We start from the raw sequence: 14,421 nt of genomic DNA on the forward strand, positions 1-14,421 counted from the left end.
TTGTCTTGTGGAACAGGCATCTTGCCTGTTGCTGAGCACGGGCTAGAAGCCCGTTCCACAATAGATGAATTGTCTTGTGGAACAGGCATCTTGCCTGTTCTTGAAAATGGTGCAATCGGTAAGTTCGATCGCACTTTAACAACCAACACCATCGAGGGAGAAATCGATTGGATTGATGCGTTTCAACAGCTAGAAACCCTCGGTATCAAACGTTTGGCAATTTTGGGAGGCGGAAAACTCGTCGCGTCTGTGCTCGCTGCGGGCTTGATAGACGAGCTCTGGCTGACGGTATGCCCGCTAATTTTGGGTGGCGTGGATGCACCGACACCTGTCGAGGGAAAGGGTTTTTTAGCCGATTTAGCGCCGAAATTAGAGCTTTTGACGGTTAAACAGGTGGGAGGTGAGGTGTTTTTGCATTATAGAGTTGGGGCGGGCTAGAAGCCCACCCCACAACATTTGTGGCACAGGCATCTTGCCTGTGGCGAGTAATTACACAAGCAGGGGAAATTGTATTAAGTTAAATAAAGTTCGATCGCTCTACGTTCAAATCTCCCTATGCTGAAACAGCCGAAACCTCAATATTCTGTAGCCTGGATTAGCAAACTAGCTGACATCCCGCAAGCATCGTGGGATGCCTTGGCGATGCCGCTAAAAACGCCATTTCTCGAATGGGATTGGCTGAATAATCTCGAAACTTCCGGTAGCGCGACAGGTAAAAACGGTTGGCTACCGCATCACTTGACTGTCTGGCGAGACAAAGAGTTGATTGCTTGTGCGCCGCTTTATGTCAAAAGTCACAGTTACGGCGAATTTGTATTCGATAATCAATGGGCCGATTTAGCTCAACGTTTGGGTATTGAATACTATCCGAAATTGATGGGAATGACGCCGTTTACTCCGGCGGAAGGGTATCGTTTTTTGATTGCGCCGGGGGAAGATGAAGATGAGTTAACTGGCATAATGGTAAGTGCGATCGACCATTTTTGCGATCGGCATAATATCTCTGGTTGCAATTTCCTGTATGTCGATCCTGTCTGGCGCGATCGCATGGAACGGCATGGTTTTAGCGCTTGGCTGCACCACAGTTATATTTGGCAAAATCAAAGCTATCAAAATTTTGACAGCTATCTAGGCGCATTTAATGCCAACCAGCGCCGCAATATCAAGCGCGAACGCAAGGCTGTGGAAACAGCCGGTTTGTTAGTAAAAACTTTGACTGGTGATGAAATTCCCCAAGCGATGTTTGGGCAAATGTATGCTTTTTATGAGAATACTTGCGACAAGTTTGGCTGGTGGGGAAGCAAGTATTTGACTAAGCGGTTTTTTGAACAGTTGCATGACAATTATCGCGATCGGGTTTTGTTTGTCGCCGCCTATGATCAGGAAGATGAGAGACAGCCGATGGGAATGTCTTTTTGTCTGTATAAGGGCGATCGAATGTACGGACGCTATTGGGGCAGTTTGCAAGAAATTGACTGCCTACACTTCGATGCTTGTTACTATACACCGATCGAATGGGCGATCGATCGGGGCATCCAAACCTTCGATCCGGGCGCGGGCGGCAGGCACAAAAAACGGCGCGGCTTTCCAGCTACGCCCAATTATAGTTTGCACCGATTTTATAACAACCGTCTGGCGCAAATTCTTAAGTCTTATATCGGTCAAATTAATGAAAGAGAACAGGAAGAAATTGATGCAGTTAATGAGGATTTACCTTTTACTAAGTTACCTCCTTTGTCACTAGCTGATTGAAAGATACGGCAGAAATTAGGTAGAAATTAGGACACGGCAAAAATCAGGACACGGCAGTGCCGTTTCCCTACAATCAATCGGGCGATGATTACAGATGTCATTGAGTTTGATGGATTATTTTGGGGTAGGGAAACGGCATCGCCGTCTCCTCTTCTGCCGTGCGATTGATGGTTATATTCGATCGCACTGAGGGCAACTTTATCATCCAATTCGGTTGATTTTACCATTACCTGAAATCAGGATACGGCAGTGCCGTTTCCCTACAATTAATCGGGCGATGGTTACATCTGTTATGGAATATTAATGATTATTTCAAGGTAGGGAAACGGCAATGCCGTCTCCTCTTTTGCCGTCAACCGTCAACCGTCAACCAGTCAACTTAATTCAAAATTACCTTGCCATCTTCCTGAATTTCCATCGATTTTGTATCAACGCCCAAGTCTGTTGTTGCGCCAAAGCTGACTTGCAACATTCCCGGCGTAGCGGTTGCTTGCGGGCGCACCAACAGCAATCCGCCGTCTGGGCGCTGGTAAGTGAAGGTGATTGGTACTTTGATGTTTTTCAGTAAAATTTCCGATTGTTCGCCCAGAGTGCGCGGTGGAGTAACACCAATGACTTGATAATTGATGACGGCATTGGTGGTATTCACGAGTTTAATTACTACCATGCCCTCCATCGGCGTAACTCGCGCACTTGGCATCGGGAATCGGGCGGGGGCATCTTGGGGTGTGGCGGGCATCCCGCTGGGCTTGGGACTCGCAGCGGGGCTGGGACTCGCAGCGGGACTCGGTTCGCTGACAGGCTTTCCAGGTGCGGGAGTGGCTGCGGGTTGGGATACGGGTTTTCCTGGTTGGGGCGGGGGGCCGCCGGCTTGTCCAAGTGTTGCGAGACTGACGAGTAAACCGCCGCAGGTGGCTGCTAGCAAGCTGATTTTTTTGAACGGTAGATTGTGGCGAAACATAAATAACTCCTCACGAGTTCGATCGAGATTTCCAACAAAGTTTATGTTAATCTATGCCCGAATTGAATTTTAATAGCTGGGTTTGGGCGCAAGGTAGAAAGAATCAGGGTTTGAGGGATAGATTTTTTGGATCAACCGCAGAGGGCGCAGAGGGCACAGAGGAAGAGAGGTTTAGAGGCGGATTTCTGCTGATTTGTGGGCGGGGATGGTGACGGTAACAGCGGTTCCCCGATCGACTTGGCTGTCAATCCGGATTTGGCCGCGGTGGTTTTCGACAATGGCTTTGGCTATGGCTAATCCTAAACCAGAACCGGCGGCGCTGCGGTGGGTGCGGGCGGGATCGGCGCGGTAAAATCGATCGAACAAATGCGGTAGCGCTTCCGGGGCAATCCCCATGCCGGTGTCTGTGACTTTGATTTGCAGTGCAGAATTGATCGCCGACGAATTTCTTTTGTTTTTAGCTGCCAACTGCAATTCTACTTCAATTTCCCCACCCGATGGCGTGTACTGCACGGCGTTGCTGACAAGATTGGTAAACAGTCGCGCTAGTTGATCCCAGTCGCCTAAAACTGTAAAGTTATTTTCAGTGTCGGGCGAATCGATTATTTCCAAACAGAGAGAGATTTTTTGGGTAAGGGCGATCGCCATTTGTTCTTCAATTACCTCCATCAACAAAGCATCGAGAGGAACATCAACCCACTGCTGCTGCACGATTCCGCTGTCTTGTCTGGCCAAAAATAGCAAATCGTCAACCAACCGCCCCAAACGGCGCGTCAGGCGTTCGATAACCTGTAGCTGTTGGTGTTGCTGCGGTTCGATGTCCGGTTCTGCCAAGGCTACTTGGACATTTGTTTGAATAGTGGCGATCGGATTTCTGAGTTCGTGGGAAGCATCGGCAGTAAACTGTTTAAGACGACTGTAAGATTCTCTCACAGGTGCGATCGCCAATCCCGACAGCAACCAGCCAATAGCCGCCACACAAATTAAAGTTAAACTCGCGCCCAAAATCAAATCAAAAATTAATTGTCGGATCGGTTTTGTCACTTCAAACCAAGGATGGCTGACTCGCAAATATCCCAAAACTTGGCGGCCGATTTCCACACGCTGCGTAACTTGTCTGAGAGAATAGTTTTGATCCGGCTGCAACTTATTATTAATTATCCAAACCGTTTCGCCCGTGCGGTTAGCGCGAATCGGAACATTCAGCGGTTCCGACAAAGTAGACCACAGCAACTCGCCCGTAGGACTGAACCATTCTAAATCAATGTGGTCGTCTTCTACTGCGTCGCTGCTATCTCGAAAACTCGTTTGAATATTAACTTGCAACTTAGTTTTAGCACCCTTACTCGGGGAAGTTACCGGTTCGATCGCGAGAGTTCGCTCTACTATTTCTACAACGTGATTGAGAGTGTCGTCGATGCGATCGATCAAAGTATTGCGAACGTAGAAATAGAAACCAGTGGCGAATACAAGTAACAATACAGCAGTAACGGCAGTATACCAAATAGCAAGGCGGCGGCGAGTAGTTTGAAACATGGGAAATTTGGTAATTGGTAATTGGTAATTGGGAATTGGGAATTGGTAATTGGGAATTGGGAATTGGGAATTGGGAATTGGGAATTGGGAATTGGGAATTAGTAATTGGGAATTGGTAAATTACCCGCACTCAAAACGGTTCGTAGTCAGGACTTTAGTCCTCTGAAAAATGCGGACTAAAGTCCTCACTACGAACCAATTTTCATTGTTGATACTTCAGATAGATGTGGAGGTAGCTGTCAGTCGGGTAGGCTACAGGCTAAACTTTTTAGGTAAAGGCCTGTGAATAGATTTTTATTCCGATTCGCGATCGGCTTATTAATGGCATTTTTTGGGGCTATCACCTATTTTACCAGCAGCGTACAAAATCCCGTCACTGGAGAGAAACAGCGGGTGCAGCTTTCTCCCCGCCAAGAGGTAGTTTTGGGATTGGAGGCGCGAGACAAAATGGCGGCTCAATACGGCGGGCTTTATCCGGCCCAGAGTATTCAACAATATGTCGATCGAGTAGGAGAACGAGTTGTCAACGGTTCAGAGGCGAAAAAAGCGGGTTATCCGTTTGAATTCCACCTGCTGCGAGACTCCAAAACTGTCAATGCTTTTGCTCTCCCCGGGGGACAAGTTTTCATTACCGCCGGACTGATGCGGCTGCTGAATTCAGAGGCTCAGTTGGCGGCTGTACTGGGGCACGAAAGCGGTCACGTTGTGGGGCGACACGCTGCGGAACACCTTGCAAAACAGCAGTTGGGCAGGTCTTTGGTAACGGCGGTTGGGGTGGCGACTACTGACGATCGCGGTGGCGGACAACAAGCAGCATTAATTGCTCAAGCTGTCAATCAAGTTGTCGGTTTGCGGTACGGTAGAGCAGATGAACTTGAGAGCGATCGGCTCGGTTTTCAGTTTATGACAGAAGCGGGTTACGATCCTAGAGGTATTGTTGAGGTGATGCAAATTCTCGGTTCTGCTAGGAATGGCGAAGCGCCGCCGGAGTTTTTGAGCTCTCACCCGAATCCTGAGAATCGAGTTGAAAAGTTGCAAGCTTTAATCGCGCAAAGTTTCCCTAACGGCGTTCCAGCTAATTTAGTTTCTGGACGCGAAGAGTTTGCTAAGAATGTCTCGGGCGGTTAGCCAGAATTCTAATATATCGAACCGCGAAGACACGTTCGGCGAAGCCGTTCCCGTAGGGTAGGGCGCGAAGCAAGAAAAGAGCGAGAGAATCTTAAAGGGATTCTGAAGTAAAAACCATTCATTAACTATCAACCAATAATTTATAACTATAACTTTCTGCTCTTCCTTCGTGTTCTTCGCGTCTTCGCGGTTCGTTTTTCATGCCCAATCAGTGCAGCCCGGTTAACCGACTAATCAAGTGAGGAAATCCGCTTAGCACTCCGCGCACTTTTGATGGCAAAATATATGAATAAAACAAAATTAACTAAAAGGATGACACTTATCAATGGCAATTAAAGACCAGCCCCAACCCCCTCGTTTTCGCCAAATCAGCAATATCGTGTTATTGCTATCAAGCTTGTTTTTACTGGCAAACATCTTTTTGCCCAATTTGTTAGGGCCACAAATTCCCCAAGTGCCTTACAGTTTGTTCGTCCATCAAGTCCAAGAACAAGATGTAGTCAGAGCTTCGGTAGGTCAAAATGAAATTCGTTACCAACTCAAAGGCGAAGGCGACAAACCAGGACAAGTTTTGTCAACTACGCCAATTTTTGACCTGGAACTGCCTAAACTTTTGCAAGAAAAAGGCGTTGAATTTGCGGCAACTCCGCCTTCTAAAAATGGCTGGATCGGCAGTGTTTTAAGCTGGGTCGTTCCGCCACTGATTTTTGTAGCAATATTTCAATTTTTCATGAACCGGGGCGGTGGTGGGCCACAGGGCGCGCTGTCGATCGGCAAAAGCAAGGCTAAGGTCTACGTAGAAGGCGAATCTGCGAAAATTACTTTTGCTGATGTGGCTGGAGTAGAGGAAGCTAAAACTGAATTAGTCGAAGTTGTTGAGTTCCTGAAAACTCCCGACAGATTCACGGCAATTGGCGCGCGAATTCCGAAGGGCGTGCTGTTAGTCGGGCCGCCGGGAACTGGCAAAACTCTGTTAGCAAAGGCTGTGGCTGGTGAAGCTGGCGTACCGTTTTTCAGCATCTCCGGTTCGGAGTTTGTGGAACTGTTTGTAGGCGTCGGTTCTGCAAGAGTCCGAGATTTATTCGAGCAGGCTAAGAAACAGGCTCCTTGTATTATTTTCATTGATGAATTGGATGCGATCGGCAAATCTCGCAGCACTAACGCGGCGTTTGGCGGGAATGACGAACGCGAACAAACTCTCAATCAACTATTAACTGAAATGGATGGTTTTGCAGCGGGCAATACTACGGTAATTGTACTCGCTGCAACGAACCGCCCGGAAAGTTTGGATGCTGCTTTGTTGCGCCCCGGCCGTTTCGATCGCCAAGTTTTAGTCGATCGCCCGGACTTATCCGGCCGCGAAGCAATTTTGAACATTCACTCTCAAAAAGTGAAGTTGGGCCCGGATATTGACTTGAAGGCAGTCGCCACTCGTACCCCCGGTTTTTCGGGCGCAGACTTGGCAAATTTGGTCAATGAAGCTGCCTTGCTAGCTGCTCGTAACAAGCGCCTCACTGTCGCGCAGGAAGACTTCTATGAGGCGTTTGAGCGCGTTGTAGCTGGCTTGGAAAAGAAAAGCCGGGTGCTCAACGAAAAAGAGAAAAAGATTGTGGCTTACCACGAAGTCGGGCACGCGATGGTGGGTGCTCTGATGACTGGCGGTGGCGAAGTGGCGAAAATCTCGATCGTCCCGCGCGGTATGGCTGCATTGGGTTACACGTTGCAATTACCGACTGAAGACCGTTTCTTGTTGGATGAGTCGGAGTTGCGCGGTCAGATTGCTACACTGCTTGGAGGTCGATCGGCTGAGGAAGTCGTGTTTGGTAGCATCACTACCGGCGCTTCCAATGACTTGCAAAGGGCGACTGATTTAGCGGAAAGGATGGTGACAACTTACGGGATGAGCAAGGTGTTGGGGCCTCTAGCGTACGATCGCGCTCAACAATCGTTCCTCGGCGATGGTATGGGAAATGCGCGCCGTGCGGTGAGTGCCCAGACTGCTGAGGCGATCGACCAAGAAGTCAAAGAAATCGTCGAAACTGCACACCAGCAAGCTTTGGATATTCTGAAAGCCAATCGGGAATTGTTGGAAACAATCACGCAGCAACTGTTGGAAACTGAAGTAGTTGAAGGCGAGGCTTTGCACAAATTACTCGCTGAAGTGCAGTCTTTAGATAAGGCTGCGGCTTCAGTTTAAAAGGGTTGAATTAAACCATAGATTAACGCAGATGAGTCCAAATCATCTGCGTTTTTCAATTATAGGTTATGATATGTTTGTTTGCAGTTCAGTTTTTTTCAGGTAAGGTTAAACTTGATTGTTGATGAAGGTAGGCAATTAGAGATTGTGCAAGCAATTGAGCGGGTGAGAGACGGAATTCTCTGGAAACCTGGAAAAGCAATGTCTCATTTACTCAAAAGGATTAATTTAGGCCATTTAGGGCCGGATGCTACCCTTGAAGAATATAATGGAGTTATCAGTTTTATTGTTATGGATGCTGATGCTAAAGTTTATGTGTATGTCTACGGACAAACGTTTTATCCGACAGTTACCAGCAGTGTAAACAACACAATATGGCTGGTAATGATGGGCTTGGATGGAGTTTTAGAAACGGCTTTTCCTCCAAAGGAACCCGAAAGCTACCTGGCGAATTCAATGTTTATTTATGTAGGTTTAGTTAAGGATTTGTTATGAATATTCTGGTAAAAAACTATTGTGTAATGGTTGAATTTCCTGATGTGAGTGGGGCTGAACATTTAGAAATGTTGCAACTTAGAGATGAGTTGGCAAAAGTTGAATCTCAACTGACTGAGGAAGAGAAAGGTTTATTAGCAAATGCCGATGGACGGTTAGTTGAACAAGCAAGGGAGTTTTATGAGGAGTTGTCGAGATTTGTGGATTTAACCCAGAAGCGCAAATTTGAGGAGATTACACCTCAGCGTTGGTGGTGGTATTTGGATGTTTTGGCATTGTTGCCGAATTTGAGGAAACAAGAGTTGACAAGCGGTGTTGTTTGAAGCGTTTATTCAGTGTCTAGTTTTGATATACTGCTTCAGTACGCGTGACAAAGTGTAAAGACTTGCTTCTTTTTCGATCAAGCAGCGCCGCGATAAAGATTGGAGCGCGTTTAGCAAATCTGATGATGATATTTGTCCTTTTTCTAGCAAAATTGCTAGGTTGACTGGCTGGTTTTCCCTAGCCAACAATGACATAACTTGTTTTTCTAGTTCGGAAGTGCGATCGAACTGCTGCTGTAAAACATCTTTCAAATCTTCCGGCAACAATATGGTATCATCTATTAATAATTCTGTCGCGGCGATTCCCAACTCTTGAATCAGATTCGCCACGCTTTTTAACCATAGCGGGTTGCCTTGATAGCGATGAATGAGTGCTTCACTGTTATCGATTTCTTCTAACCCACAATATCTCAGGATTTCCCGTCCGGCTGCGATGTCTAAACCTTTGAGTTGTAAGGTACGAATGGGAGTATTTTGATTTTTAAATTGAGTCACTTCTCTGGGTTGTTCCCAACCGATTAGCAGAAAGCAACTTTGATGGGATAATTTTTCTATCTGTTTGAATAAAGAGCGATATTCTTCGTACTCTGGTTTATACTTTCCTGCTAATTCGCCGCTACAGAAAAGGTTGTGAACGTCATCTAAGACTACTAAACAGCGATGGTTTTGTAAATATTTAATCAGCGGTAAGCGTTTCTGGTTGGTTGGGGATGAATCTGGGTTTTCTGACTGGGAAAAAAGCTGTATTAGGTTAGGTTGAAATTTATCGATGGTGGGGAATTCGTCTAGGGTGTACCAAACTGCGTATTCAAACTCGTGTTTGATTTGTTGTATGAGTTGTACTGCTAGGGATGTTTTGCCGATGCCGCTGATACCAGTGAGGGTGATGAGGCGGCAGTTTTGTTGTAGAATCCAGGTTGTGATGGTTTGGAGTTCGGAAGTGCGATCGAAGAAATTACCCAACTCCGGCATTTCGCTTAAATCTTGATGTAGAGTTTTAGTTTGTTTTGAGTTAGCTGTTTCTTGATTTGGTGGGTGTGGATTTGTTATATCGGGCGGGTGTCTAGCTTCTCCACAAATGTTAACGCTACCAACTCCAACATAATCTACAACATTTGAAAATAGGGAGACTTGCAACCTCTCCATTGCCGATCGAAAATTCTTTTTATTGACATCTTCCCCTAACTCTTCTGAAAGTATCTGCCATAATTCCGATCCGATTTCCCTGGTGCGACTTTCAGAACAGTCAAAATCCTTCGCTATTTGCTTGTATGTCTCACGTTGTAGAGTTCCTTGCAATACCGCTGCTTGTAAATCGTCAAGGTGCTGACCAGTTTTAGCAAATACTATATTATCAGCGAATTTTAACATTTCTTTAAGATTCATCTGGTTGGGTAGATGCGATTATTTTATGTATTATAACTCACATCTGCCAACATTCTAGTACATTCTCGTACAAAATCAGATTAAATAGATAGAAATTTAGGTAAAATAATTGACAAAATAGAACAATTTTGGGATAGACAAATTTCTGATTTATTGACGATAATAGAAGAGCTTTAAAAAGAGAAATAAATTTATGAATTGGAAAGATTTTGCCAGTCAAGCGGGTGAAGAAGTTGTAGAAAATGTTGTAGGAAAAGCTACGGGCATGGATGGAAATACAGTCAAAACAGTCAAAGCGGTTGCAGAGACTGGTGCTGCGGTAAGCGCGGCTGCCAGTGCTGCTACAGGGTTGACTGTTGCAGCAACTTCAGGAGCAGGAATTACTTCAGGTCTAGCTGCGGCAGGTGGTGTGGTTGGCGGTGGTATGGCGGCTGCTCCTGCGGTATTAGCAGCAGGCCCAGCTTATCTTGGGGCAAAAATAATGAATGAAACTTTGTTCAAAGACCAACCTAACTTGTCTCAGGAAGAGAATAAGGCTCGTGCAGCGGCAAGAACAGCTACAAACATTGGGGCTGTTGCCGGTATAGCTGGTGCTGGTGCTGCAACGGTAGCTGGCGGTGCATCTGGTGCTGCAATTATGGGCACTCTTGCTGGTATCGGTGGCGTTGTCGGGGGAGGCGCGATCGCTGGTACTGCCATAGTTGCTGCTGCACCTGTTGCTGTGGCGGCTGCTATTGGATACGGAATATATAAACTTTTTGGAGGGAAAGATAGTTAGTTCAGTTTGATAATAAGGTTGGGTTGACGCTGGTGTCACCCAACCTCTTTTTATACTCACAATCTTATCTATTTCCACCATTCCAGTGCGATGATTGCACGGAGTGCGATCGCTTTAGTTAAACAAAAGAGCGATCGCCCTTCGCGCATAAAGATCGATCGCCCTTTGTTGTTTCCGATGACCGATCGCCTAAAATGAAAGAGCGATCGCCCTTTATATCAATTCCTAAAAACTTGCACTTTTTCCTCTATCTCCAATCCCCCTTCGCCTAAAGTATCAGTCGAAGAATGACGATCGATAAACTCACATAACAGCTCAAAAAACTTATCGAGTGCTTTACTTTCATCCTCAGAATAAAACAGAATGACGTTAGCCCAAGATTGGCTAGTCTGCACATTGAATTTTTTTCGTATCCACTCAGGAAACTGCATAAAATCGCTATCTTGTTTAGTTGGCTGTTCTCCCAACTCATATTTAGCAATGCTGTAACCCGATAAAAAAGCCTGAAGACAAATAATTGAATGTCGTCCCAAGTACATTGAAGGAGCTTTTTTTATTTTCTCAATCAGCGTATATAAATCGTGCATTTTTTACCTCAATATTTTTCAAATAACTGCAAGTTTTGCAGCTCAAAATTCCTCTTCTATAACCTTAAAACTTCCCATGCCCAGTTCCAGAGTAGGAGATGTTAAATTTTGCAGCCATTCCTGCCGATTCACACCATTACAATCTATATTATCAAAAACAATTTCCTGTTCGTCGATCGTAATTGATATCCCTTGATGGTAGCCATTAGTAGCAATTTGCTGCTGTCGTCGTAAATCATAAATCACTGACCAAGGTAGGTCTTGCCTTTCTAAATCCAGTTTAATCTGTTTACCATGTAGGTTTATGACCGTCAAGAACTCTTTGATAGCCTGACTACATTCAACACATTGAAAAACCCCATAAAGGCTGGCAATTTTAGCAATATCTTCTCGAATTTCATCTAAACTACTCCGATCTAAACTCAAAGTGGAAAGTTGACCTCCTATCTTTATGTACAAGTATATCTCAAAATCGCGGGCATTTGGAGAAGCAATATCCCATCACATCCAATATGCGAGATCACTTTCATTGTTTCCATGTCAGACTCCAGAAACTTCGAGCAATTCTAGTTTATCTCAGAGCTGTTCGCCTTTACCAGTATCTTGAGCGATCGTATAGGTGCTATGGAATGGGAAGGATCTCGACCCTCAAATTTTTAGGCTATTTTACTTGCCTTCTCCCTTTTTCGATCGCGCGATTCTGCTATAGCTTGTTTGGTAAACTCTATTTCCTCAAAATCTACCTGCATCACAGCAGTTTTAAACTCCAAACCCAAAACACAGCTAATTTCAAGGAGTTCCATATAACTAGCACCTTGATAATCTTTCTTCTCGTGTTCCTTAATGCGTTCTGGATCGATATCCAACCTTTCTGCTAGTTCTTCCACGCTGATTTTTGCTGCCATTCGAGCTTTAATTAAAGCATCTGACAGTTGATTGAAATTCTCAACTACAATTTCTATCGGCTCGCTCTTGTCCCACGCCATCAATCGTTCATATTCCGCTATTTCTTCATGCAATTGATCCAAATGGCGCTGAATCGAACCTCTACCTGCATCCCATTTAAGAAAGTCCTTTCTTTTTGCTTCTTCATCCCGCTCCATTGCAGCTATGGTTTTGTTGAATTTTTGAACCCAATCTTTGCTGACTTCGTACTCAAATTTATTTTTAATCATGGTTCCCACCTCATTAAATCGAGCGCTATAATTCCTTTTTTGTTTTGGCCTCTGTCACTTTGAAAAAATTCAAAGGAATTTTCTCCGTAATTGCCTACAGGTTCATCTGAGGGAAAAATCTCCCCTCGATACTTAGCTTTTTGGGCATTTCGATCCTGATGATTGAATAATCTAGGAGCATTAATTCTCAGATACTCCCTGTCTACAGTTTCTCTATCGTAACAAGCATCAAAATCATTAGGTTTGTATTTGTTGGTAACAAAACTACCATCAATATAGATAGTTCTAGCACCTGCGGCTTTTAACTGAGTCATTGCCAGTTTCAACCCCAGTATCATGTTCTTTCTTGTAACAGTCGTGCCAAATCTCTCCTCAAACTCCTCCCATTCGCACCAATGAACTCCCGGTGGTAGATTGCCGTTTTCATCGAATTGTGGAATCACTTACTCGCACCCGCGCCGCAAATTAGTTGTTCGAGTCGATCGTACCACAAGTATCATATTATGTTCGATCTATTTCCTCCCGCGCCCTTAATAAAAGCTGTTTGTAGTGAGGACTTTAGTCCGCGATTCCCGAGGACTAAAGTCCCTACTACAAACCTTACTTATTGCGGTCATCGATCGTACCACAGCTACCATTATAAACATACAGAAACCCGGCTGCTTCAAACCACCGGGTTTCTAAATATTGTTTCTGCATTTTCGATCGACTAAATCCCGCTCACGTAGGCCATAACTGGAGAACCTTGCTGCTGCTGCGCGATCGTCAAAAGCCGCTGAATCCGCTCTTCGGTAGAGGGATGAGTGCGGAAAAGTGACTGCAAACCTTTAGTCGAAAAAGGATTCACAATCAGCAGCGGCGACATCGCAGGATTGCCGTGCATCGGAATTTCATGACCCATTTTTTCCAATTTTTGCAGCGCGTTTGCTAAGCCGATCGGGTTATTGGTAATTTCCACCGCACCGCTATCGGCCGCAAATTCCCGCGTCCGAGAAATCGCCAGTTGAATTAAGGTTGCTGAGAGCGGCGCTAAGATGATTAAAAACAGCAAACCGAAAGGATTCGGGCCTTGTCTGCTGTCGCGCGTCACCGGCCCGTAAAGCGCTCCAAAAGTCAGAATTCGCCCGACAAATGTAATAGCGCCGGCGATCGTCCCTGCTACTGCTTGAGTGAGAGTATCGCGGTTGCGGATGTGCGTCAGTTCGTGGGCTAAAACGCCTTCCAATTCTTCGCGGGAAAGCAGTTTGATGATGCCTTCGGTAACTGCTATTGTCGCATGTTCCGGGTCTCTTCCTGTGGCGAATGCGTTGGGAGATTGAGTCGGAACTACAAATATTTTCGGCACGGGAATTTCGGCTTTTGCGCTCAGCGATGCTACAATATCGTAGAGTTCGGGAGCTTCGCTGCGGGCGATCGGGCGGGCGCGGTAAGCCATTAATGCTGCGGTATCGGAATAGTACCACGAGCTGAAACTGGAGAAGGCGGCTAGCGCTAAACCGATGTAAAGTCCTTGCTCGTTACCGATTAAGTAATAACTTCCTAAAACGAGAAGACCGCTGAGAAGCCCTAGTAGAGCTGCTGTTCTGAGTTGATTTGTTCCTTGCATGGGGGGTTGAGGGCGATCGCGAATTTTGATATTTTTGAACTTGTTATTAGATTTTCATATTTGCGGGCGCGATCGTCTCTATCTGTCGAAGTAAGTTGGGCGGCCAATAGTAGTATTTACCGCCCATCATCTCCCATTCACCTGCGTTGCTCTGCGTACCCTTCAATAAGGCGAAGCGCCTGCATCTGCTGTTGAAAAAGTTATAAAGTATGGTACGGATATAGCTTTTCTCAGAAAGATAAGTTATGACTGTAAATGGATGTTTTGATGGGATATCGCTTACTGTATAATAAGTATAAGAGGGCTAAAGCCCAACAACATACCTTACTTTTTTGAGAACTACTATATGTCATATTTTTGATGAATAATCGGGGCTTTGTGAGGCGATGCACCTGACTATTTTGTGGTGCGACTCTATCAAATGTACAATTTTTTGGGGATTTTTGATGGAGCGGCACGGTACCGGGACTAAAAAAAATCCCTGATTCACATTACAG

Annotated in this window: 16 protein-coding genes; 7 read left to right on the top strand and 9 right to left on the bottom strand. The window is 45.4% G+C overall.

Features of this window, described 5'->3' with window-relative positions; translation table 11 throughout:
- Positions 1 to 438: dihydrofolate reductase family protein (locus JGK11_RS15660; RefSeq protein ID WP_293185501.1), on the top strand; the 438-nt coding region annotated here is incomplete at its 5' end.
- Positions 439 to 555: 117 nt separating this feature from the next.
- The gene (locus JGK11_RS15665) at positions 556 to 1,752 is read left to right on the top strand and encodes a GNAT family N-acetyltransferase (RefSeq protein WP_293212236.1); all 1,197 of its coding nucleotides are present in this window, start codon (positions 556 to 558) and stop codon (positions 1,750 to 1,752) included.
- Positions 1,753 to 1,778: 26 nt separating this feature from the next.
- Here the strand turns inward: JGK11_RS15665 and JGK11_RS15670 are convergent, their stop codons facing one another.
- From JGK11_RS15670 to JGK11_RS15680, 3 genes are all read right to left on the bottom strand, one after another.
- On the bottom strand, positions 1,779 to 1,979 hold the full coding sequence (locus JGK11_RS15670) for a hypothetical protein (RefSeq protein WP_293185499.1): 201 nt from the start codon (positions 1,977 to 1,979) through the stop codon (positions 1,779 to 1,781).
- A 152-nt stretch (positions 1,980 to 2,131) separates the two neighbouring features.
- Positions 2,132 to 2,713, bottom strand: coding sequence for a hypothetical protein (locus tag JGK11_RS15675; protein WP_293189237.1), 582 nt, complete (start codon positions 2,711 to 2,713; stop codon positions 2,132 to 2,134).
- Positions 2,714 to 2,884: 171 nt separating this feature from the next.
- Entirely contained in the window at positions 2,885 to 4,249 is a 1,365-nt protein-coding gene (locus tag JGK11_RS15680) for an ATP-binding protein (RefSeq protein ID WP_293185496.1), read from the bottom strand.
- Between the two features lie 282 nt (positions 4,250 to 4,531).
- Between JGK11_RS15680 and JGK11_RS15685 the strand changes: the two genes are divergently transcribed.
- From JGK11_RS15685 to JGK11_RS15700, 4 genes are all read left to right on the top strand, one after another.
- The gene (locus tag JGK11_RS15685; RefSeq protein ID WP_293212238.1) at positions 4,532 to 5,377 is read left to right on the top strand and encodes a M48 family metalloprotease; all 846 of its coding nucleotides are present in this window, start codon (positions 4,532 to 4,534) and stop codon (positions 5,375 to 5,377) included.
- Between the two features lie 325 nt (positions 5,378 to 5,702).
- Positions 5,703 to 7,574 (top strand): ATP-dependent zinc metalloprotease FtsH4, encoded by a 1,872-nt coding sequence (gene ftsH4 / locus JGK11_RS15690; RefSeq protein WP_293212239.1) that lies wholly within the window; start codon positions 5,703 to 5,705, stop codon positions 7,572 to 7,574.
- An 81-nt stretch (positions 7,575 to 7,655) separates the two neighbouring features.
- Positions 7,656 to 8,069 carry a hypothetical protein gene (locus tag JGK11_RS15695; protein ID WP_293212240.1) on the top strand — a complete coding sequence of 138 codons (414 nt, stop codon included), beginning with the start codon at positions 7,656 to 7,658 and terminating at the stop codon, positions 8,067 to 8,069.
- Positions 8,066 to 8,392: a hypothetical protein gene (locus tag JGK11_RS15700; RefSeq protein WP_293212241.1), complete on the top strand. Its 327-nt coding sequence runs from the start codon at positions 8,066 to 8,068 to the stop codon at positions 8,390 to 8,392. The genes JGK11_RS15695 and JGK11_RS15700 overlap by 4 nt, the downstream gene beginning before the upstream one ends.
- Positions 8,393 to 8,401: 9 nt before the next feature.
- On the opposite strand, the gene JGK11_RS15705 is transcribed toward JGK11_RS15700, so the two are convergent.
- Complete coding sequence (locus JGK11_RS15705) at positions 8,402 to 9,778, bottom strand: NB-ARC domain-containing protein (protein WP_293212242.1); 1,377 nt, start codon at positions 9,776 to 9,778, stop codon at positions 8,402 to 8,404.
- 193 nt (positions 9,779 to 9,971) lie between these two features.
- On the opposite strand from JGK11_RS15705, the gene JGK11_RS15710 reads away from it, so the two are divergent.
- Entirely contained in the window at positions 9,972 to 10,556 is a 585-nt protein-coding gene (locus JGK11_RS15710) for an RNA polymerase subunit sigma-24 (protein WP_293212243.1), read from the top strand.
- A 218-nt stretch (positions 10,557 to 10,774) separates the two neighbouring features.
- Here JGK11_RS15710 and JGK11_RS15715 read toward each other — a convergent pair whose 3' ends face one another.
- The 5 genes from JGK11_RS15715 to JGK11_RS15735 form a co-directional block, all read right to left on the bottom strand.
- Positions 10,775 to 11,143 carry a hypothetical protein gene (locus JGK11_RS15715; protein WP_293185486.1) on the bottom strand — a complete coding sequence of 123 codons (369 nt, stop codon included), beginning with the start codon at positions 11,141 to 11,143 and terminating at the stop codon, positions 10,775 to 10,777.
- Positions 11,144 to 11,185: 42 nt separating this feature from the next.
- Positions 11,186 to 11,569, bottom strand: a complete 384-nt coding sequence (locus tag JGK11_RS15720; RefSeq protein ID WP_293212244.1) for a papain fold toxin domain-containing protein — start codon at positions 11,567 to 11,569, stop codon at positions 11,186 to 11,188.
- Positions 11,570 to 11,799: 230 nt separating this feature from the next.
- Entirely contained in the window at positions 11,800 to 12,318 is a 519-nt protein-coding gene (locus JGK11_RS15725; RefSeq protein WP_293212246.1) for a DNA-binding protein, read from the bottom strand.
- Positions 12,315 to 12,761 (bottom strand): hypothetical protein, encoded by a 447-nt coding sequence (locus JGK11_RS15730; protein ID WP_293212247.1) that lies wholly within the window; start codon positions 12,759 to 12,761, stop codon positions 12,315 to 12,317. The genes JGK11_RS15725 and JGK11_RS15730 overlap by 4 nt, the downstream gene beginning before the upstream one ends.
- 266 nt (positions 12,762 to 13,027) lie before the next feature.
- Positions 13,028 to 13,924: a M48 family metalloprotease gene (locus JGK11_RS15735; protein ID WP_293212248.1), complete on the bottom strand. Its 897-nt coding sequence runs from the start codon at positions 13,922 to 13,924 to the stop codon at positions 13,028 to 13,030.
- Positions 13,925 to 14,421: the final 497 nt, after the last annotated feature.

Origin of the sequence: Microcoleus sp. PH2017_34_RAT_O_A (assembly GCF_020737885.1) — a bacterium.
Lineage (GTDB): Bacteria > Cyanobacteriota > Cyanobacteriia > Cyanobacteriales > Microcoleaceae > Microcoleus.